Annotated in this window: 24 protein-coding genes; 9 read left to right on the forward strand and 15 right to left on the reverse strand. The window is 67.7% G+C overall.

Annotated features, from left to right (window positions below; translation table 11 throughout):
- Window positions 1-4: 4 nt before the first annotated feature.
- On the reverse strand, window positions 5-733 hold the full coding sequence (gene gloB / locus FKQ52_RS13810; RefSeq protein ID WP_141627717.1) for a hydroxyacylglutathione hydrolase: 729 nt from the start codon (window positions 731-733) through the stop codon (window positions 5-7).
- Between the two features lie 45 nt (window positions 734-778).
- Here gloB and FKQ52_RS13815 point away from each other — a divergent pair, with 45 nt between their 5' ends.
- From FKQ52_RS13815 to FKQ52_RS13835, 5 genes are all read left to right on the forward strand, one after another.
- The gene (locus tag FKQ52_RS13815) at window positions 779-1537 is read left to right on the forward strand and encodes a class I SAM-dependent methyltransferase (RefSeq protein ID WP_141627718.1); all 759 of its coding nucleotides are present in this window, start codon (window positions 779-781) and stop codon (window positions 1535-1537) included.
- 9 nt (window positions 1538-1546) lie between these two features.
- Entirely contained in the window at window positions 1547-2047 is a 501-nt protein-coding gene (locus FKQ52_RS13820) for a histidine phosphatase family protein (RefSeq protein WP_141627719.1), read from the forward strand.
- Window positions 2044-2400: a DUF952 domain-containing protein gene (locus FKQ52_RS13825; protein WP_141627720.1), complete on the forward strand. Its 357-nt coding sequence runs from the start codon at window positions 2044-2046 to the stop codon at window positions 2398-2400. Before FKQ52_RS13820 ends, FKQ52_RS13825 begins: the two co-directional genes overlap by 4 nt.
- Window positions 2391-3428, forward strand: coding sequence for a quinone-dependent dihydroorotate dehydrogenase (locus FKQ52_RS13830; RefSeq protein WP_141627721.1), 1038 nt, complete (start codon window positions 2391-2393; stop codon window positions 3426-3428). Before FKQ52_RS13825 ends, FKQ52_RS13830 begins: the two co-directional genes overlap by 10 nt.
- Before the next feature lie 64 nt (window positions 3429-3492).
- A complete protein-coding gene (locus tag FKQ52_RS13835) occupies window positions 3493-5442 on the forward strand; it encodes an ATP-binding protein (protein ID WP_240811661.1) in 1950 nt (649 codons plus the stop codon).
- Here FKQ52_RS13835 and FKQ52_RS13840 read toward each other — a convergent pair.
- On the reverse strand, window positions 5403-5846 hold the full coding sequence (locus FKQ52_RS13840) for a very short patch repair endonuclease (protein ID WP_141627722.1): 444 nt from the start codon (window positions 5844-5846) through the stop codon (window positions 5403-5405). The genes FKQ52_RS13835 and FKQ52_RS13840 overlap by 40 nt on opposite strands.
- 53 nt (window positions 5847-5899) lie before the next feature.
- Window positions 5900-6385 (reverse strand): peroxiredoxin, encoded by a 486-nt coding sequence (locus FKQ52_RS13845; protein ID WP_141627723.1) that lies wholly within the window; start codon window positions 6383-6385, stop codon window positions 5900-5902.
- A 127-nt stretch (window positions 6386-6512) separates the two neighbouring features.
- Here FKQ52_RS13845 and FKQ52_RS13850 point away from each other — a divergent pair, with 127 nt between their 5' ends.
- On the forward strand, window positions 6513-7082 hold the full coding sequence (locus FKQ52_RS13850) for a YqgE/AlgH family protein (RefSeq protein WP_141627724.1): 570 nt from the start codon (window positions 6513-6515) through the stop codon (window positions 7080-7082).
- On the opposite strand, the gene FKQ52_RS13855 is transcribed toward FKQ52_RS13850, so the two are convergent.
- From FKQ52_RS13855 to coxB, 12 genes are all read right to left on the reverse strand, one after another.
- The gene (locus FKQ52_RS13855; protein ID WP_141627725.1) at window positions 7079-7423 is read right to left on the reverse strand and encodes a hypothetical protein; all 345 of its coding nucleotides are present in this window, start codon (window positions 7421-7423) and stop codon (window positions 7079-7081) included. The two genes, FKQ52_RS13850 and FKQ52_RS13855, sit on opposite strands and share 4 nt — an antisense overlap.
- Window positions 7424-7467: 44 nt before the next feature.
- On the reverse strand, window positions 7468-9135 hold the full coding sequence (locus tag FKQ52_RS13860) for a bifunctional diguanylate cyclase/phosphodiesterase (RefSeq protein ID WP_141627726.1): 1668 nt from the start codon (window positions 9133-9135) through the stop codon (window positions 7468-7470).
- A 26-nt stretch (window positions 9136-9161) separates the two neighbouring features.
- Entirely contained in the window at window positions 9162-9752 is a 591-nt protein-coding gene (locus FKQ52_RS13865; RefSeq protein ID WP_141627727.1) for a GNAT family N-acetyltransferase, read from the reverse strand.
- Window positions 9753-9776: 24 nt separating this feature from the next.
- Window positions 9777-10988 (reverse strand): pitrilysin family protein, encoded by a 1212-nt coding sequence (locus tag FKQ52_RS13870; protein ID WP_141627728.1) that lies wholly within the window; start codon window positions 10986-10988, stop codon window positions 9777-9779.
- Between the two features lie 47 nt (window positions 10989-11035).
- Window positions 11036-11764 carry an SURF1 family protein gene (locus FKQ52_RS13875; RefSeq protein WP_141627729.1) on the reverse strand — a complete coding sequence of 243 codons (729 nt, stop codon included), beginning with the start codon at window positions 11762-11764 and terminating at the stop codon, window positions 11036-11038.
- On the reverse strand, window positions 11757-12146 hold the full coding sequence (locus FKQ52_RS13880) for a DUF983 domain-containing protein (protein ID WP_141627730.1): 390 nt from the start codon (window positions 12144-12146) through the stop codon (window positions 11757-11759). Before FKQ52_RS13880 ends, FKQ52_RS13875 begins: the two co-directional genes overlap by 8 nt.
- Complete coding sequence (locus FKQ52_RS13885) at window positions 12143-13054, reverse strand: cytochrome c oxidase subunit 3 (RefSeq protein ID WP_141627731.1); 912 nt, start codon at window positions 13052-13054, stop codon at window positions 12143-12145. The genes FKQ52_RS13880 and FKQ52_RS13885 overlap by 4 nt, the downstream gene beginning before the upstream one ends.
- Before the next feature lie 52 nt (window positions 13055-13106).
- A complete protein-coding gene (locus FKQ52_RS13890; protein ID WP_141627732.1) occupies window positions 13107-13685 on the reverse strand; it encodes a cytochrome c oxidase assembly protein in 579 nt (192 codons plus the stop codon).
- Window positions 13682-13861, reverse strand: a complete 180-nt coding sequence (locus FKQ52_RS13895) for a hypothetical protein (protein WP_141627733.1) — start codon at window positions 13859-13861, stop codon at window positions 13682-13684. The genes FKQ52_RS13890 and FKQ52_RS13895 overlap by 4 nt, the downstream gene beginning before the upstream one ends.
- Window positions 13862-13866: 5 nt before the next feature.
- A complete protein-coding gene (gene cyoE / locus FKQ52_RS13900; protein WP_141627734.1) occupies window positions 13867-14829 on the reverse strand; it encodes a heme o synthase in 963 nt (320 codons plus the stop codon).
- A 72-nt stretch (window positions 14830-14901) separates the two neighbouring features.
- Entirely contained in the window at window positions 14902-16566 is a 1665-nt protein-coding gene (gene ctaD / locus FKQ52_RS13905) for a cytochrome c oxidase subunit I (RefSeq protein WP_141627735.1), read from the reverse strand.
- Between the two features lie 23 nt (window positions 16567-16589).
- A complete protein-coding gene (gene coxB, locus FKQ52_RS13910) occupies window positions 16590-17585 on the reverse strand; it encodes a cytochrome c oxidase subunit II (RefSeq protein ID WP_370450969.1) in 996 nt (331 codons plus the stop codon).
- Between the two features lie 230 nt (window positions 17586-17815).
- Between coxB and FKQ52_RS13915 the strand changes: the two genes are divergently transcribed.
- From FKQ52_RS13915 to FKQ52_RS13925, 3 genes are read left to right on the forward strand one after another with little or no spacing between them, the layout of a single operon-like run.
- Window positions 17816-18181 (forward strand): PadR family transcriptional regulator, encoded by a 366-nt coding sequence (locus FKQ52_RS13915; RefSeq protein ID WP_141627736.1) that lies wholly within the window; start codon window positions 17816-17818, stop codon window positions 18179-18181.
- The gene (locus FKQ52_RS13920; protein WP_141627737.1) at window positions 18178-18756 is read left to right on the forward strand and encodes a DUF1700 domain-containing protein; all 579 of its coding nucleotides are present in this window, start codon (window positions 18178-18180) and stop codon (window positions 18754-18756) included. The genes FKQ52_RS13915 and FKQ52_RS13920 overlap by 4 nt, the downstream gene beginning before the upstream one ends.
- 13 nt (window positions 18757-18769) lie before the next feature.
- On the forward strand, window positions 18770-19546 hold the full coding sequence (locus FKQ52_RS13925; RefSeq protein WP_141627738.1) for a GIN domain-containing protein: 777 nt from the start codon (window positions 18770-18772) through the stop codon (window positions 19544-19546).
- Window positions 19547-19550: the final 4 nt, after the last annotated feature.

The raw sequence follows: 19550 nt of genomic DNA on the forward strand, positions 1-19550 counted from the left end.
AGAACTAGCCGGCGAACCCGTCCTTCGCCGCCCGGCGAATGGCGAAGTCCGCCGCGTCGGTCGCGCGCAGGAAGGGATTGAAGGCCTTTTCGGCGCCGAGGGTCGTGGGGACGGTCGGCTGTCCCCTTTCCCGCGCCGCGAAGATTTCCGCCGCGCGAGCCTGCATTTCAGGCCGATCATCGAGGCTGAGGGCGAAACGGGCGTTGGAGGCCGTGTATTCGTGGGCGCACCAGATGATGGTCTCATCGGGCCAGGCGGCGAGGGTCTGGAGGCTGTCCCACATCTGCTCGGGCGTGCCTTCGAACAGGCGGCCGCAGCCCAGGGTGAACAGCACGTCGCCGACGAAGGCCAGGCTGTCCGAAGGCGCGTGATAGACGATGTGGCCCAGCGTGTGGCCCGGCGCGTCCGAGACCTCAAAGGCCGTCTCGCCCAGCAAGACGATGTCGCCGCCCCTGATCACCCGATCCAGCGGGGCGGCCTTGCGCACCTCTTCCGGACCGACGATTTCGCAGCCGGTCGCGGCCTTGAGCGCGGCGTTGCCCTGGGTGTGATCCGGGTGCCAGTGGGTGTTCAGGATGAGGTCCAGCCGCCCCCAGCCGGAGCGTTCCAGCTCGGCCAGAATGACGTCGGCGTCGGGCGTATCGACAGCGGCGACCATCCCGGTCGCGCCGTCGCGGACCAGAAAGCCGTAATTGTCGCTCAGGCAGGGGAAGAGGCGAACTTCGAGAGACATGCGACCATTCTGGCAGCCGCCCGTCCACGGGTCTATGCTGGAGCCATGCGGTGCAGCATCGAGGATCTGAGACTCTTCTACGGCGAGCCTGCCGGACGGCTGGCGCGTCGTCTGCTGGCGCGACGGCTTGAGGACGCCTGGGGCGAGGCGCCGAACGCGGATGTTCTGGGCATCGGCTATGCGACCCCGTGGCTGGACGCCTTCGTCGGCGCGCGCCGGACGGTGGCGGCCATGCCCGGCGGACAGGGCGTCGAGCTATGGCCGCAGGCGGGCAAGAACCGCACGGTGCTGGTGGACGACCGCCGCCTGCCCTTCGCCGCCGGCTCCTTTGACCGCATCCTTATGGTGCATGCGCTGGAAGAAGCGGATGACGCCCAGGCCCTGATGCTGGAGGCCGTGCGGGCGCTGGCGCCGACCGGGCGGATCATTCTGGTGGCGGCGGCGCGAGGCGGACTGTGGGCGCGCGCCGAGAACACGCCCTTCGGCCATGGCAGACCCTTCACCCGTCGCCAGCTGGAGCGGCTGGTGCGCGAGGCCGGACTGGAGCCGACCGCCTGGTCCCAGACCCTGTATGTGCCGCCGTGGGGGCCGCTGCTGCCGATGGCCGACGGGCTGGAACAGATCGGCAAGCATCTGATGCCCGGCGCGGCCGGTTTGATCCTGCTGGAAGCGACGCGGCAAGCCTACGCCCGCGCCCGTCCGGGCGGAGCGGTGGCGACGGCGCAGGTACTGACGCCCGCCTTGCAGCCTCAACCGGCCTCGCGCGCCCGTCGTGATCTGGTCGAACGGGCCAAACACCCCTAAAGGCGGGCCATGCAAAGACTGATCCTGATGCGCCACGCGGAGGCCGAGCGGGCGAGCGGTTCCGGCCGTGACCGCGACCGCGACCTGTCGGCGCGCGGACGCGCCGACGCCGCCGCCATGGGCCGGGCGCTGGCCGCGAAGGGCGTGCGTCCTGATCTGGCGCTGGTCTCGCCCGCCAGCCGCACGCAGCAGACCTGGGATCTGGTCCATGACGCCATGGGTGATGTCGAGGTGCGGGGCGACGAGCCCCTGTACAACGGCTCCGCCGACACCCTGCGCCGGGCCATCGAGGCGGTGGAGGACGAGGCCGGAACGCTGCTGGTGCTGGCGCACAATCCGGGCGTTCACCTGCTGGCCGTCGAGTATCTGGTCGAGAGCGCCGCCTCGCCGTCGATACTGGATCGGATGAGCGGCGGCTTCCCGCCGGGCTCCGCCGCGCTGTTCACGGTCGATGTGGCCGGACGCTGCACCTTCGAGGGCTACCTCCAGCCGCGGGACCTCGCCGGATGAGCGACATCGCCTACAAGCTGGTGGACCGCGACGAGTGGGAATTGGCCCGCCTGGATGGCGCCTATGCCGGTTCCGCCGTCGATCTGAAGGACGGCTACATCCACATGTCGAGCGGCGCCCAGTTGGCCGAAACGGCGCGCCGCCACTATGCGGGGCGCGGCGACCTGCTGCTGGTGGCGGTGGACCTGACGGTGCTGGGCGAATCGCTGAAATGGGAAGCGTCACGTGGTGGCGACCTGTTCCCGCATCTGTTCGCCCCCCTGCCCGTGAGCGCGGCGCGCGAGGAGCGCTCCCTTTCGGTCGATGCGGACGGCGTCATGCATTTCGACGATGGAGCCATCGGATGGGCCTGACCGACATCGGCGCGGCCCTGCTGCGGACCCTCGATCCGGAGACGGCGCACCAACTGGCGATCAAGGCCTTGCAGGTCACCCCCCTGCCCGCTCCGCCTACGGACGATCCGGTTCTGCGCGCGCGCGTGGGCCGACTGGACCTGCCGAACCCGGTGGGGCTTGCCGCTGGTCTGGACAAGAACGGCGAGGCCCTGCACGGCCTCGCCCGGCTGGGTTTCGGCTTCGTGGAGTGTGGCTCTGTCACCCCGCTGGCGCAGCCGGGCAATCCGAAGCCGCGTCTCTTCCGCCTGTATGAAGACCGGGCGATCATCAACCGGATGGGGTTCAACAACGCCGGGCTGGACGCCTTCGCCGGCCGTCTGTCGGGACGTCCGACGACGGCGGTGATCGGGGCCAATCTCGGCTCCAACAAGGACACCGAGGACAAGGCGGCGGACTATGTGAAAGGCCTGATCCGCCTGAAGGGACTGGCCGATTACGTCACCGTCAATGTCTCCTCGCCGAACACCCCGGGCCTGCGGGCCTTGCAGGGCCGCGCGGCGCTGGACGACCTTCTGGGCCGTCTGGCGGAGGCGCGAGGCGACGACCCGACGCCCGTTTTCCTGAAGATCGCGCCGGACCTGACCGCCGACGAGATCCGTATGATCGTCGAGGCCAGTCTGGATCACGGACTGGACGCCCTGATCGTGTCCAACACAACGCTGGACCGCCCGGAGAGCCTGCGCGCGCCGGATCGCGGCGAGGCCGGCGGCCTGTCGGGCGCACCGCTGAAGGCTCGCGCGCGGGATGCCTTGCGCGCCGCCGCCGACGCCTCGGCGGGACGCCTGCCGCTGATCGCGGTCGGGGGCATCGACAGCGGCGAGGAAGCCTGGGCGCGTATCCGGGCGGGCGCGTCTGCGATCCAGATCTATTCGGCGCTGATTTACGAGGGCCCCGGACTGGTTTCCCGCATCAAGCGCGAACTGGCCGAACGGCTGCGCGCCGAAGGGTTCTCCACTGTGTCCGAAGCGGTCGGAACCGCCCGTTGACGGAGCGTTAGGGCCAACGCGGCATGATCCCCGAACGGCGAAGACGCCATTTCCGGGGAGACGCATGGCGAACGCCAGTGCCGCCATCACGCCGATGACCGATCCGTGGGTCGTCGCCATTCACCAGCGCCGCAAGGCGCTGCTGCAGCGGCTCGGCATGGCCGCGGCCAGCGCCCTGGTCTTCAGCCCCCTGATCGGCTGGGAGCTGAGCGTCCTGTGGGTGATAGGCTATTTCGTGATCCAGGGCGTCGACCTGTGGACCTTTTCCCCCGTTCTGGCCGGTCGCGCGCAGAAGCTGACGGGGCTTCGCGCCCTGCTGGGCGACGTCATGCTGGTCCTGAACGCAAGCTATTTCGGCAGTCTTTCAGTTCCGCTGTGGCTGGTCGGCGGTCCGATGGGCGGCATCAGCGCGGCCATGCTGCTGTCGGCCGGCGCCATCTATTCGATGATCAATGCGCCGCGCTCGATGCGGGTGCTGCTCCTGACCGTCACGCCACAGTTCCTCTATCTGACCTCCATCCCCTTCTACATGGCCCTGTTCGGGGGCTCGACGGGCTTTGTTTCGGCCGCGGCGATCGCGGTAGGCGTCTTCATCACCTACTGCCTGTCGACCTGGAAGCGCATGAACGACGCCCGCACGGCCGAGAGCGCCGCCCGGATCGAAGCCGAACAGAAGCGGGTCGACGCCGTTCGCATCATGGAGGGCCGCAGCGCCTTCCTGGCCACGGTCGGCCATGACCTGCGCACCCCGATCAGCGCCATCCTGACCGGCGCGGCCGAGCTGGAGCGCGGCGCCGCCGACGGCGCCGCCCGCAGTCAGGCCCGACTGATCAACGACGCGGGCGCGATGATGAAGGCCCTGCTGGACGATCTGCTGGACCACGCCAAGCTCGAAGCCGGGCATATGACGGTGGACGCCGTGGACTTCGACCTGCGCGAACTGCTGAACCAGACCGTTCGCCTGTGGCGCGCCCCCGTGCGCGCCAAGGGCGTGAAGTTCCGCGTCGAAGGCGCGGCGACCATTCCGGCCGCGGTGCGCGGCGACCCGATGCGCCTACGCCAGGTTCTCAACAATCTGATCTCCAACGCCGTGAAGTTCACCTCGACCGGCGCCATCACGGTGCGGCTGCAAAGCTGGCTGGACGAGCCGGTCGGCCACGCCATCCTGATCGAAATATCTGACACCGGCCCGGGCATGAACGCCGCCCAGGTAGCGCGCCTGTTCACGCCGTTCGACCAGACCCAGGACGGCGTCAGCGCCCGTCACGGCGGCACGGGTCTGGGGCTGTCGATCAGCAAGCAACTGGCCGACCTGATGGGCGGCCGCCTGACCGCGCGCAGCCGTCCCGGCGAAGGCGCCCACTTCACCCTGGCCCTGCGCCTGCAACCCGGCGAGATGACCCAGGCCGTCACGCCCGGACTGGATCAGGAAAGCCGCGACGCCGTCGCCCGCGTTCTGTCTGATCGGGCTGCCGGCGCGGGGCCTGTCGCACTGACGCCCGCGCCCCGGCCTGCCCCGACGCCTGCCCCGGTGATGGAAGCCGCAGGGCCCGCGCCCGCCGTCGTCGAGGACGCCGTCGAAGACGAGGACGAGGGCCGCCCGATGCGGGTGCTGGTGGTCGATGACCACGACATCAACCGCCGCGCCATCCAGTTGATCCTGCAGCCGCTGGGCTGTGACATCGCCACCGCCGCGGACGGCATGGCGGCGCTGAAGATTTGCGAGCAGACCGCCTTCGATCTGATCTTCATGGACGTGCGGATGCCCGAACTGGACGGTCGCGAGACGACCCGACGCATTCGCGCCGGGAGCGGCCCGAACGCTCATGTCCCCGTTATCGCCGTCACCGCCGACACGGCGCCGGAAGACATCGCCGCCTGCACCGCGGCGGGCATGACCTATTTCGTGCCCAAGCCGATCACCCCGCCGATGCTGCTGGGCGCCATCACCCATGTGATGACCATGGCCGAGGATCAGACGGGCGTGGAAGACATGGAGACGGCGGTCGCCTGACCGCGCACCGCCGTCAGGAGGCGGTCGGGAAAGTCCGACGCCTTCATCGCGCACTCCCAGACCGTGACCACGCGCCATCCTGCGGCCTGAAGCGCCTGTGCATTGGTCAGGTCGCGGGCGCGATTGCGGTCGATCTTGGCGACCCAGTAGTTCGCGTTCGCCTTTGGTTGTCGCGCCCCGCGCGGGCAGTCGTGGCCGTGCCAGAAACAGCCGTGGACCAGGACGACGGTGCGCCGCCCCTTCATTACGATATCCGGTCGTCCGGGCAGTCCCGCGCCGCCCAGCCGGTAACCGATCCCGGCCGTGCGCAAAATGCGGCGCACGGCCAGTTCGGGCGAGGTGTCCTTCCCCTTCACGCGCCGCATAACGGCGCTGCGCTTTTCCGGAGTGAAGACGTCGGTCACAGCTGGACCGCGCTCATGCAGCGAGTGACCGCGTCACGAGCGATAGCGCCGGCTTAGAGCTGCGCCAGCAGGTGCTCGGCCGACGAGACCTTGAACTCGCCGCCCTGCTCGATGTTCAGCTGCTCGACGACGCCGTCCTTGACCAGCATCGAATAGCGCTGCGAGCGCTCGCCCATGCCGAAGCCCTTCGCGTCGAGCGAGAGGCCGATCTGGCGGGTGAAGTCGCCGTTGCCGTCGGCCAGCATCAGGATGTCGTCCTTGCCGATGCCCTGGCTGTCAGCCCAGGCGCCCATGACGAAGGCGTCGTTCACGGAGACGCAGGCGATGGTGTCCACGCCCTTCTCAGCCAGAGCTTCGCGATTGTCCTTGAAGCCCGGCAGGTGGCGGGCCGAGCAGGTCGGGGTGAAGGCGCCGGGCACGGCGAACAGGGCCACGGTCTTGCCGGCGAAGATGTCGTCCGTCGAAACCGGCTTGGGGCCGTCGTCGGTGGCGCGGGTCAGGTTGGCCGAGGGGATGCGGTCACCGATCTGAACGGTCATGGCAGGCTCCGAAAAAGGAATGTGAGGATCAAACTCCCGGACCAGATAGGCGTTGCCGAAGGTCCCGCCAACACCTGCGTCGCGGCGCATCCTTGCGTCACCCGGCCCGCGTACCGATGATAAGGGCATGGACGACTTCCAATCCCTCGTCGGACGGCTGCTGGTGGCCATGCCGGGCATCAATGACGACCGGTTCGAACATGCGGTGATCCTGGTCTGCGCCCACGGCCCGGACCATGCGATGGGCCTGCGGCTGGACCGCCCCGCGCCGGGCGTGGACCTGAAGGCGGTGCTGGAGAAGCTGGACACCCCCGCCCCTGACTCGGCCTCGAGCCGGAAGGTTCTGGTGGGCGGCCCGGTGGAGCGGGAGCGCGGTTTCGTGCTGCACACCGACGACTGGCTGATCGAGGACGCTTCCATGCCCTTCGGTGAAGGACTGGCGATGACCGGCACGCGCGAGGCGCTGGCGGCCATGGTCGATCCCTTCGAAGGGCCGCGGAAGTCGGTGCTGATGCTGGGCTACGCCGGATGGGGCGACGGCCAGTTGGAGGACGAACTGGTCGAGAATGTCTGGTTGACCGCCGACGCCGATCCGGCCCTGATCTTCGACACCGATTATGACAGCAAATGGAGCCGGGCGGTGGCGACGCTGGGCGTCGATCCCGGGCAACTGTCAGGACACGGCGGGCGAGCCTAGAGCCGCTCCCGGCACTGGACGATCATCCGGCGCTCACGATCTGAACGCGGCGCCCAGGCCAGCGCCGATCCCGTGAAATCGATGCGGCCCGCCCGGCCCCGGCTTTCGAGAGCCGCCACGCCACGCGTGGGATCACCATTCACCCGGCCGCACCACAGTCGGCTTCCCCTGTCAGCCCGACCATCGTCCCGCAGAAAGGCGCCGGTGTTGACCAGTTCGAGCTGATCCTCGGCGGAGAGATGTGCCCGTTCCCGGAGCACGGCCTCCACCCGGTTGCCGCCTTGATAGATCCACAGCAGAACCGGGGGCCCCAACAACGCGACTACGATCATCACGTACATCACCGCTCGTCCGACCGGACGCTCACGCCAGTAGTCTTCAGGGCTCACGCGGAGCGCGCCTTGATCGGCGCCGTGCCGTCGGCGAGGGACTCGTTCAGATAGACCTCGGCCTCCTGCGCGGGCAGGGCCTGGGCGTAGCCGAAGCCCTGTCCGTAGTGGCACTGGGCGTCGAGCAGGAGCTTGGCGAGGCTCGCGTTCTCGACGCCCTCGGCGACGACTTCCAGCGAAAGATCACGGCCCAGGTTGACGACCGATTTGACGATCTTGGCCGACCCCTCGTCCTTGTCCATCGTCAGAACGAAGTAGCGGTCGATTTTCAGCGTATCGAACGGCAGCCGGGCCAGATAGCTGAGCGAGGAGAAGCCGGTGCCGAAGTCGTCCAGCGCCAGCGAGGCGCCGACGTCGCGGAGCTTCTTCAGGGTCTCGGCGGCGCGGGTGGTGTCGCGCATGATGTCGCCTTCGGTCACTTCCAGCTTCAGCGCGCCCTTGGGCAGCCCGGCTTCGGAAATGATGCGTTCGACATCCTCGACCAGATTGGCCCGCTCGATCTCGCCGACCGACAGGTTGACGCTGCAGAACAGCTTGCCCGCCGACGGGTGCCGGGCCAGCCATTCGGCCAGCTGACGGGCCGAGGCGCGCATCATCAGCAGGCCCAGATCGTTCATCAGGCCCATCTCGTCGGCCAGACCCAGAAACTCGTCCGGTGGGACCATCCCGCGCTTGGGGTGACGCCAGCGGGCCAGGGCCTCGAACCCAGCCACCGCGCCGGTGTTGAGGTTCACGATGGGCTGGTAGAAGGGCTCGATCTCGCCGCGCACGAAGGCGTTGCGCAGGTCCGCCTCAAGCGCGAGGCGGGACAGGCTGTCGCTCTCCAGCGCACGGCCATAGGCGGCGATGCCGCCGCGACCGGCGGTCTTGGCCTGCTCCACCGCCAGTTCGACCCGGCGCAGCAGTTCGGCGGGATCAGCGGCGTCCGGCCCGCCCTCGACCGTCACGGCCCCGATGGAGACGGTCGGATAAATGTCGAAGCCCGCTACACGCAGGGGCTGCTCCAGCGCCTCGCGCAGGCGCTCGGAGGCCACCGAGGTCTCACGCGGAACGAGGATGGCGAACTCGTCCTCGCCGATGCGGGCGGCGTTCGAGCCATGCGGGAAGGCGGCGTTCAGGCGCGAGCCCAGCGCGGCCAGCACCAGATCAGCCCGCTCGTGGCCCAGGGCCTCGTTCAGGCGACGCAGGCGGTCGACGTCGGCCACCACCAGTTCGAACTCGCCGGATTGGGTCAGGGCCTCGCCCGCCCGGACAAGGAAGGTGCGGCGGTCCAGAAGGCCGGTCAGATTGTCCCGGTGGGAGGCGGCGAACTTGGTCTCCAGCGCCACGACACCGGCGGCGCGCAGGCCGTCCTCGAGCCAGACGCCACGCCAGATACAGGTTTCGGCGTCACGCATGCGCAGGCGAACGGCGACCTCGGTCCCCTCCTCCTGCGGCTTCAGAATCTTTTCGGCAAGGGCGCGATCCTGCGGAATGGCCACCGCGGTGAAGGCCGCGCCCGAGCATTCGGGGGCCAGCGGGCCAAGTCCGAGGGCGCGGGTGGCGCCGGTGAACCGCATCTGATCATCGGCGGGGGTCCAGATCCACAGGGCGGTGTCCGCCGCCGCCAACGCCTCAATGGCCGTCGTCGCATCCCAGGCCAGACTTCTGGAGCGAGTATTCACGCGCCGCGGTTCTCCGATGCACGGCGTCAGCCGGCGCGTCCAGTCCCGTCATTCACACGGCCGAACAGGAGATGATCTGCCCAAGCGCCGTTAATTTTGAGATAAGCCCGCGCCCGGCCTTCAAGCTCGAAACCCGCCTTTTCCAGCACGCGGCGGGAAGCGGCGTTGTGCGGAACGCAGGACGCCTCGACCCGGTGCAGCTTCAACTCGGTGAAGGCGTAGTCACTGATCGCCCGCACAGCCGCCGTCGCGAGTCCCTGGCCCGCGAACCGGCTGGCGATCCAGTAGCCGATGGTGCCGGTCTCGGCGACGCCGCGCCGGACGTTCGACAAGGTGATCGCGCCCACGAGCGTCCGCCCGTGATCGACGAAGATGAAGAAGGGCCAGGCGTTCCCGGCGTCGAGTTCGCGCTGGTAGATCGACAGCCGCCGACGGTAGGCCGCGCGGGTCAGATCGTCCTCGGGCCAGGTCGGCTCCCACGGCTGGAGGTATGCATAGGATTCCTGACGCAGCGCCGCCCAGGCTTCGTGGTCGGAGGCCCGGGGCGTGCGCAGGATGACGCCCTGGCCCTCCACGACCGGTCCGCCCGCGTCACTGATCCAGTCCAGAAGCGCCATGGGGCCAGAATAGTCCTGCGAGGATCAGCCGAACAGGGCGTCGCGGAAGGCCGCGCCCGCCGGAGCCGCCGCCTTCGGGCCCAGCACCGCCGTGGCGGCGAGACCAGGCGCCAGACAGGCCAGCGCGGCGGCGCGGACATCAGCGGCGCTCTGGAGCAGCACCCGATCGGCCATTGTCTGAGAAGCCAGCGGCGCGCCATAGATCAGCACCTGCGCCGCCGCCCGGTTGGCGCGCGACGCCGGGCTTTCGTCCGACATCCAAAGGCCGGCGTTCAGCACGGCCTTGGCGCGCGCAAGTTCAGCGGCGGTGGGGCCGTCCTTGGCCAGCGCCTTCAGTTCGGCCGCGCAGACCTGCGCCAGTTCGACCGCCCGGTCGGCCGAGGCGCCGGAGTAGATGCCGAGCACGCCGGCGTCCTCATAGGGCTCGTGCCAGGCGTCGACTGCGTAGGCGAGCCCCCGCTCCTCCCGAGCGCTCTGGAACAGGCGCGACGCCATCCCGCCGCCAAGGATTTCGGTCATCAGGCGGCTCGCCGGATAGAGCGGGTCCAAAGCCGACGGCGCGGGCAGTTCAAAGACGATGTTGGCCTGTTCGATCCGGCGGGTCAGGGCCGCGTCGCCGCCGGTGAACACGGGCACGGCGGGCGCCTCGGCCGGGGTCGCGACCTGATCTCCGAACCACAGCTCGGCAAGGGCCAGCAGCTCGGCCTCATCCACGGCGCCCGAGGCCGAAACCACCATGCGGTCCGGCGAGTACAGGCGCGCGCGCCACGCGGCGATGGTCGACCTGTCGATGGGCTTTAGGCTGGCGACCGAACCCAGGATGGGGCGACCGAGCGGCTGATTCGCGAAAGCCCGCGTCTGGGCCATTTCGAAGACGTGGTCGTCCGGGGTGTCGAAGGCCTCGGCGATCTCCTGCGCCACGACATCCTTCTCGCGGATGATCTCGGCGGGATCGAGGGTCGGGCGAAAGACAAGGTCCGACAGCACCTGCATGGCCAGCGGCAGCGAGCCCTTGAGCGCCCGGATCTCGAAGCTGGTGCGCTCATAGCCAGTGGCGGCGTTGATGGAGCCGCCCTCGGCCTCGACCCGCTCCACGATCTCGCGCGCGCCCATATCGCCGGCGCCCTTGAACACAAGATGCTCGAGACAATGCGACCAGCCGGAGGTCGCCTCGCTTTCCCACTTGGCCCCGCCCCTTACGGCGACGGTCAGGGCGAGGGTGCGCAGACCCGGCATCGGATCGCAGACGACGCGGACGCCGTTGGACAGGGTGTGGAGGGTGGTCAGGTGGAGATCTCTTCAGTCGTCGGGACGCTCATCCGGCGCCGAAGCAGCGCCACGTAGGTGCCCAGCAGGGCGATCGCCAGCCCGAACCAGGTCAGGGCATAGCCGAAATGATTGTTGGAGAAGGCCGCGGGCGGGGCCGAGGGCTGGAGGGCGGGCCAGTCGGGATTGGTCGATGTCAGGGCGTAGAGCGTCTCGGCCGCGACCGGACCGGCGACGTTCAGGGCGCGCGCCATGGCCGGCGTGTCGCGGGCATAGAACTGCCGGCCGCTGGACGGGGCCGCCATCGGGCCGGGCGGCGGCGTATGCCGGACCTCGACGGTCAGGGTGACAGGCGTATCGGACGCGGTCACCGGCGGACGGGCGGAAACGGTGTCGGGGACGAAGCCGCGATCGATCAGGAACGTCGGACCGGCAAGGTCAGGCCGACAGGCCGAAACGAGGCGCACGCCGATCTGCCCCTCCTGAACGGTCTGGAGCTCCACAAAGGGGGCCGAGGCCAGTCCGGCGCAGGTCAGGGTCGCGGAACGGAATTCCGGCGCCTGTGCGGCGAGCACGGCCGCCAGCGGTTGCGGCGGCTGGGCGGCGGCGGCTTCAGCCTCGGCGATCAGACCTTCCTTCCAGTGCAGGCGCTGGACCTGCCAGCTGCCCAGACCGCAGAGCAGGGCCAGGGCAACACCGGTGGCCAGCGTCAGGCCCCACGGGAACCGGGCGCGGGGTTCAGACATGGTCGTGTTGTCCGGCCTTGTTGCGCATCTGCAAGGCGATCATGACACCCTTGCCGGGTCGCATCAGTCCGATGGACAGCCCCGCCACCAGCGGCAGGGCGATCACCAGCAGAAGCCAGATGGGCGGGTTCCAGGCGATCATGGCGAACAGGGCGCTGAACACCACCAGTCCCCCGGCGATCTGCATGATGAAGATGGCCGCGCCGTCACCCGTGTTGAGGCGACTGTAGTCGAAGCCGCAAGCCTCGCAGCGGTCCACGACCTTCAGGAACCCCGCGTAGAGCGGTCCCTGCCCGCAGTTGGGGCAGCGGCAAAGCAGACCGGCGCGGATCGGGTCGATCCGCGCCGGCTTAAGTGGTTGCCCTGCAGGGCCTTCCGTCACCCGAAGACGACGTAGACGAAGGCGAACAGGAACAGCCAGACCACGTCCACGAAGTGCCAGTACCAGGCCGCCGCCTCGAAGCCGAAATGCTTCTGCGGGGTGAACTGGCCGGCCAGCAGACGCAGCAGGCAGACGATCAGGAACAGGGTGCCGATCAGGACGTGGAAACCGTGGAAGCCGGTCGCCATGAAGAAGATCGAACCATACAGGCCCGAGTTGATGGCCTCTTCGTTGAAGAAGAGGTTCTCGTGGATGATGTGGTGGTACTCGTAGGCCTGAACGGCGGTGAACAGCAGGCCGAGGGCGACGGTGATGGCCAGACCGATCTTGGTGGCCTTGCGGTCGCCTTGCGCCAGGGCGTGGTGCGCCCAGGTCACGGTGGTGCCCGACAGCAGCAGGATCAGGGTGTTCAGCAGCGGCAGTTGCCAGGCGTCCAAGGTTTCGATGCCCTTGGGCGGCCAGGTCGACCAGGCCTTGGCGGTGTCGGCCCACGCGCCGACTTCCGGGATGTGAGCGCGCGCTTCATTGAAGAGCGTCATCTCGAAGAACATCCAGAAGAAGCCGACGAAGAACATCACTTCCGAAGCGATGAACAGGATCATGCCGTATCGCAGACCCAGTTGGACGACCGGGGTGTGGTCACCCGCGCGGCTTTCCTTGACCACGTCCGCCCACCAGCAGGCGGCCGAGATCAGGACACCGGCCAGACCGGCGAAGAACAGCGCCTTGTCACCCTTGGCGAACAGGGCGCCCATAACCGTGCCGGCGGTCTCGGCGGGAACCAGACCCTTCATCCAGACGACGGCGCCGATCATCATGACCGTGACGGCGAACGAGGAGGCCAGCGGCCAGGGGCTCGGATTGACGAGGTGGTAGTCGTGGTGCGGTGTCGCGTGAGCGTCGGCCATCGGTGTCTCTTGGAACGGTCGAGAGTCGTATTGGGGCAGGCTATAGCGCCCGCTATCCAGCCGCGCCAGTGGCTTGCGCCACTGTTTGGGCGCCGTTTGCGGCCTGTTGGAACCGCGACGTCGGATAGAAGGTGTAGCTGAGGGTGATTTCGGTCACACCCCGGCTCTCCGCATCGGTCGCCATTTCAGGCGCGACGAAGTACTGAACCGGGAATTTGATGGTCTGGCCGGGCTGGATGATCTGCTCGTCGAAGCAGAAGCATTGCAGCTTCTGGAAGTAGGGACCGGCGCGCTCCGGGACCACGTTGTAGGCCGCCTTGGCGCTGATCGGCTCGTTCGAGGTGTTGGTCACGTCAAAGAAGGCCATGCCGGTTTCGCCGATTCGGACGCGCTGGCTGACCTGCTCGGCGCGGAACTGCATCGGCAGCTCACGGACATTGGTGTCGAAGCGAACCAGAACCGTCTGATCCAGCTGGACGTCCGGCGCCTTGTCCGCGCGGCTGACAGTGCCGTCGAAACCGGTCACCTGACAGAACATGCGATACAGCGGCACGGCGGCGAACGAGGCGCCGGTCATCCCCATCACGCCCAGCACGCAGGCGATGGCGACGGCGTTCCGGGACATCTTCATCGGGCGTATCCGACAGGCTCGCCGGCGGCGATGGCCGCGGTGCGGGCGTCGATATTGCGCTTCAGGTTCAGGATCGTCACGCCGAAGACGATCACCATGAAGGCGACCAGGGCGCCGGCGATGGCGAGGTTCCGCTTCTTGCGGGCGGTGAGTTCTTCGGGGGTGAGCTGGCGCATGGGTCTTACAGTCCCGGAGTGAAGCTCTCGACCAGCAGAGCGGCGAACAGGGCCATCAGGTACAGGATCGAGAAAGCGAACAGGTTGCGCGCCGGTTTGGCCTCGGCGCGGACGTCATACAATGCGGCCTCTCGCCCCACGGCCTCCGCCTTGTCCGGCTGGTCGCCCGCGCGTGACCGCCACAGCCGCAGCGTCAGGAACAGGAAGCCCGCGCCGCCGACGATGGAGACCACCTGATAGATGATCCCGCCCATGCCGGTGAAGCCGGGCGCGACCGCCGCGACGAGGAACACCAGGGTGTACAGGACGATCTGCAGACGGGTGCTTTTCGCGCCGCGCGCCACCGGCATCATCGGAATGCCCGCCTTGGCGTAGTCGCCCGCCGAATACAGGGCCAGGGCCCAGCTGTGCGGCGGCGTCCACAGGAAGATGATCAGGAACAGCACCCAGGCCTGCCAGGGCGCCTGGCCTGTGGCCGCAGCCCAGCCGATGACCGGCGGGAAGGCGCCGGCGGCGCCGCCGATGACGATGTTCTGGGGCGTCCGGCGCTTCAGCAGCAGGGTGTAGAAGACGGCGTAATACAGGATGGTCAGCAGCAGCAGGCCGCCCGCCAGCCAGTTGGTCGTCATGCCCAGCAGCATGACCGAGAAGACCGACAGGATGACGCCGAAGGCCATGGCGTCGTTCTTCTTCACCCGTCCGGCGGCGACCGGACGGCCGCGCGTCCGCCGCATCAGGGCGTCCGTCTCGCCTTCCAGAGCCATGTTCAACGCGCCCGCGGCTCCGGCGCCCACGGCGATGCACAGCACCGCGATGGCGGACGAAATCCAGTCCAGCGCGCCATCAGCCACGACCAGACCGACGACCGCGGTGAAGATCACGACCGACATCACGCGCGGCTTCAGCAGCTGGAAGAAGTCTTCCGGCTGGGCCGTGGAGATCGCGGGGTGGGCGGCGGGTTCGGTCATTCAGGCTTCTTAACGGTTGAGGGCCGCTCCTGTGCAGGAGCGGCCCCCGGTTACTGTCCGGCCAGGCCGGTCTTAATGCTCGTCGCTCTTGACCACCGGCAGCACGTTGAACTGGTGGTGCGGCGGAGGCGAGCTGAGCGTCCACTCCAGAGTCGTGGCGCCTTCGCCCCACGGATTGGCGACGCCCGGGCGACGACGGATCGCGGCTTCCAGCAGCATGATCAGGAAGACGGCGACGCCGATGATCGTGATCACATAGCCGACCGACGAGACGTGGTTCCACAGGGTGAACGCGTCCGGATAGTCGATGTAGCGGCGCGGCATGCCCTGCAGGCCGAGGAAGTGCTGCGGGAAGAACACGAGGTTCACGCCCACGAACATGATCCAGAAGTGCAGGCAGCCGAGGAACTCGTTGTACTTCACGCCGAACATCTTCTCGAACCAGTAGTAGAATCCGGCGAAGATGGCGAAGACTGCGCCCAGCGACAGCACGTAGTGGAAGTGCGCCACGACGTAGTAGGTGTCGTGCAGGCTGTAGTCGATGCCGGCGTTCGACAGGACCACGCCGGTCACGCCGCCGACGGTGAACAGGAAGATGAAGCCGATAGCCCACAGCATGGGGGTCTTGAAGGTGATCGACCCGCCCCACATCGTCGCGATCCACGAGAAGATCTTAACGCCCGTGGGCACCGCGATGATCATGGTCGCGGCCACGAAGTAGGCGCGCAGGTTCACCGACATGCCGACCGTGTACATGTGGTGCGCCCACACGATGAAGCCGATGAAGCCGATGGCGACCATGGCGTAGGCCATGGCGAGATAGCCGAAGACCGGCTTCTTCGAGAAGGTCGAGACAATGTGCGAGACGATGCCGAAGCCCGGCAGGATCAGAATGTACACCTCGGGGTGGCCGAAGAACCAGAACAGGTGCTGGAACATGACGGGGTCGCCGCCGCCGGCCGGGTTGAAGAACGAGGTGCCGAAGTTGCGGTCCGACAGCAGCATGGTGATGGCGCCGGCGAGGACCGGCAGCGACAGCAGCAGCAGGAAGGCGGTGATCAGCACGGCCCAGGCGAACAGCGGCATGCGGTGCAGGGTCATGCCCGGGGCGCGCATGTTGAAGATCGTGGTGATGAAGTTGATCGCGCCGAGGATCGACGAGGCGCCCGCGACGTGCAGCGAGAAGATCGCCAGATCCATCGCCGGCCCGGTGTGGCCCGAGGTCGAGAGCGGCGGATAGATCGTCCAGCCGCCGCCGAATCCCTTGCCCGGACCGCCGTCGACGAACATCGAGGCGCACAGCAGCACCCAGGCCGAAACCAGCAGCCAGAACGAGATGTTGTTCATGCGCGGGAAGGCCATGTCCGGCGCGCCGATCATGATTGGAACGAACCAGTTGCCGAAACCGCCGATCATGGCGGGCATGACCATGAAGAAGATCATGATCAGGGCGTGCGCCGTGACGGTGACGTTGTAGCCGTGCTTGGACGCCTCCACGAGGCCGAGCTGCTCGATGATGCCGCCCGGGACGAAATACTGGATGCCCGGGGCGGCCAGTTCGAGACGGATCAGGCCGGACAGGGCGCCGCCCACGATCCCCGCCATGATGGCGAAGATCAGGTACAGGGTCCCGATGTCCTTGTGGTTCGTCGACAGGAACCAGCGGGTGAAGAAGCCCGGCTTGTGGTCGTGATGACCGTCGTGATCGTGGGCGATGGTTTCGGCTGCGGTGGCCATGTCTTTGGGGCTCTCGCGGATCGTTACTGGGCGGCCGGGGCAGCGGCGGGAGCCGCGGCCGGGGCAGGCGTGGCCGCGGCAGGCGCGGGGGTGGTGGCGGCGTCCGCGGGAGCGGCGGCGTCAACGGCGGGGGCAGCGGCGGGAGCCGCGGCGCCTTCCGGCGCCTTCGGGGTCATCGAACCGCCCTTGGAGGCGACCCACGCTTCAAACTCGGCCTGGCTGACGACACGGATCTCGATCGGCATGAAGGCGTGGTCGACGCCGCACAGCTCCGAGCACTGGCCGTAGAAGGTGCCGACGCGGTCGGCGCGGAACCAGGTTTCGTTCAGACGGCCCGGGACGGCGTCGATCTTCAGACCGAACGCCGGAAGGGCGAAGGCGTGGATCACGTCGGCGGCGGTGACCTGAACGCGGATGGTCTTGCCGACCGGCACGACGATCGGTTCGTCCGCGGCCAGACGGTAGAGATCGTGCGGCATGCCGCGTTCCTTGATCTCTTCCTCGGACAGCATGTTCGAGACGTATTCGGTGATGCCCTGATCCGGGTACTCGTAGCCCCAGTTCCACTGGTTGCCGGTGGCCTTAACGGTCAGGTACGGCTCCGGCATGTTGTTGTAGGCGAACAGCAGGCGGAACGAGAACAGCGAGATACCGACGAGGATCAGGACCGGCAGAACCGTCCAGATCACCTCGATCAGGGTGTTGTGGCTCCACTTGGCGGGAACCGGGTTCGACTTCTTGTTGTAGCGAACGACGATCCAGATCAGCAGCGCAAGCACCAGCAGCACGATCAGGGTGATGATCGGCATCAGGATCCAGTCATGGAAGAAGTGCGCCTCAACCTTCAGCGGCGAGGCCGCCGGTTGCAGCGTGATACCGCCCGGGGTCGGCTGACCCATGCGGTCGCCTTCCGAAGCCAAGGCCGGCGTAGCGGCGAAAACGGCCAGGCTCAGGGCGGCGATACCACCACCGATCAGCGCCCGGGCCCGCGTGCCCATCCCCATGCGAGACATCCTCATAAAACCGTTTCGTCGCAATCATTTGCGAGTCAATCGCAAACAGTCGCCCCGAGCCTCAGGCCCGCGACGACACTTCGGGCGGTCCATATCGCCCCCTCCCTCACTTGCCAAGCGTTCCGACCCATCCGCGACGTTCGGGCGCCGGATTAAATCGCATCCATGTTTTGACAGCTACCTTGCAGCGCAAGATACCTTGCGATACCCCTTTGGCCATCACAGGAGACCTTGATGTGCCTGAAACCATAGACATCCAGCTAAAGAAGGGGGCCCTGACGCTGTGCGTTCTGGCCGTTCTGAACCGGCGCGAAAGTTACGCCTACGAGATCGCATCGACCCTGTCGGACGCGATCGGAATGGGTGAAGGAACCATCTATCCGCTGATGCGGCGGATGCAGGCCGACGGGCAGGTAGAGACCTATCTGGTCGAATCGCCCTCGGGACCTTCGCGCAAATACTATCGCCTGACCGACGCCGGACGCGCGGCCCTGGAGGCCCAACGCTCCGAATGGCGCGTCTTCGCCCAAGCGGTCGAAACCATTCTGGACGACACGGCGGCTCCCGCCGTCGTCACCAGCGAAGAGGGAGATGAACAATGACCCGCGCCGAATTCATGGCCCGGCTGAGACAGGGCCTCGTCGGCCTGCCGATGGCCACGGCCGCAGAGATCGCCGCCGACTACGACCTGCACTTCACCGACGGCCTCGCCGCCGGGCGCAGTGAAGCAGAGGTGGCCGAGGCGCTGGGCGACCCGGCCCGTCTGTCCCGCGAACTGCGTGCAGAAGCCGGCGCCCGTCGCTGGACGCAGGAGCAGAACCCTTCGAGCGCGGTCGGTGCGGTCCTCGGCCTGATCGGTCTGGGCGCGCTGGACATCATCATCCTGACCTTCCTCGTGACCCCGCTGTTCGGTTCCGTCATCGCCATGCTGATCGGCGGTGTCGGGATATTCATCTCGGGCGGCGTCTTCGCCGTCGTCGCGCCGTTCTTCGACGGACCCGGCGGCGTCGCGGCGGCCGTTCTGGGCGGAGTCGGCCTGATGGGGCTGGGTGTGTTCATGACCGGCCTGATGGTCATGGTGGTCAAGCTGCTGATCGACCTGACCGTCTGGTACGCCCGCCTGCACTACCGCGTGCTGAAACCGGCGCTCGGCGCCCAATCCGACAACCAGGCCTGAGGGAGGACCTGACATGATGCGCAATCTACTGGTCATCACCGGCATCGGCTTTCTGCTGTCGCTGCTCGGTCTCGGCGGCGCCGCCGCCCTGGTGGGCAATGACGTCCGCAAGCACGACTGGACATGGGTCGTCACCGACGACGGTCCCGGCGACTCCAGCTTCCGCTTCGAACGGGGGCAGGTTCAGCCCGACATCAGCAAGACCATCGCCTGGTCCGGCGGCGACAGCCTGTCGATCGACGTCCCCGGCGAGGTCTCCTACGTGCAGGGCGATCAGGCCGGCATCCAGATCACCGGCCCGAAGGACATCGTCGACAGCATCCGCTTCGCAGACGGTCGCCTGACCATGATCAGCGATGACCGCCAAGACCGTGGCTACATCCGCTGGTCGGGAAGCAGCATCCGGGTGTGGAGCGAGTCCGAGAACCTGCGGATCGTCGTCACCGCCCCCTCGGTGACCACTTTCGAGACGGGCGACAACGGCGTCCTGCGGGTGCGCGGCTATGACCAGCCGACGCTCATGGTCACGACCCAGGGCGAAGGCCGGATCAATGTCGAGGGCCGGACGGACAAGGCGACGGTAGCCGTGAACGGCGACGGGGACATCAACCTGTCCCGCCTGCTGCTGGACGAGGCGGCGGTTACGGTGACCGGCAGGGGCGACGTCAGCGTCGGACCGACCGCCCGCGCCGACATCGACATCTCGGGGCATGGCGACGTCACCCTGACGCGCAATCCCTCCCAGGTGAACCAGACCATCACCGGCTGGGGTGAAGTCGAGTTCGAGTAGCCAT

It is taken from the genome of Brevundimonas sp. M20, assembly GCF_006547065.1.
Taxonomy (GTDB): Bacteria; Pseudomonadota; Alphaproteobacteria; order Caulobacterales; family Caulobacteraceae; genus Brevundimonas.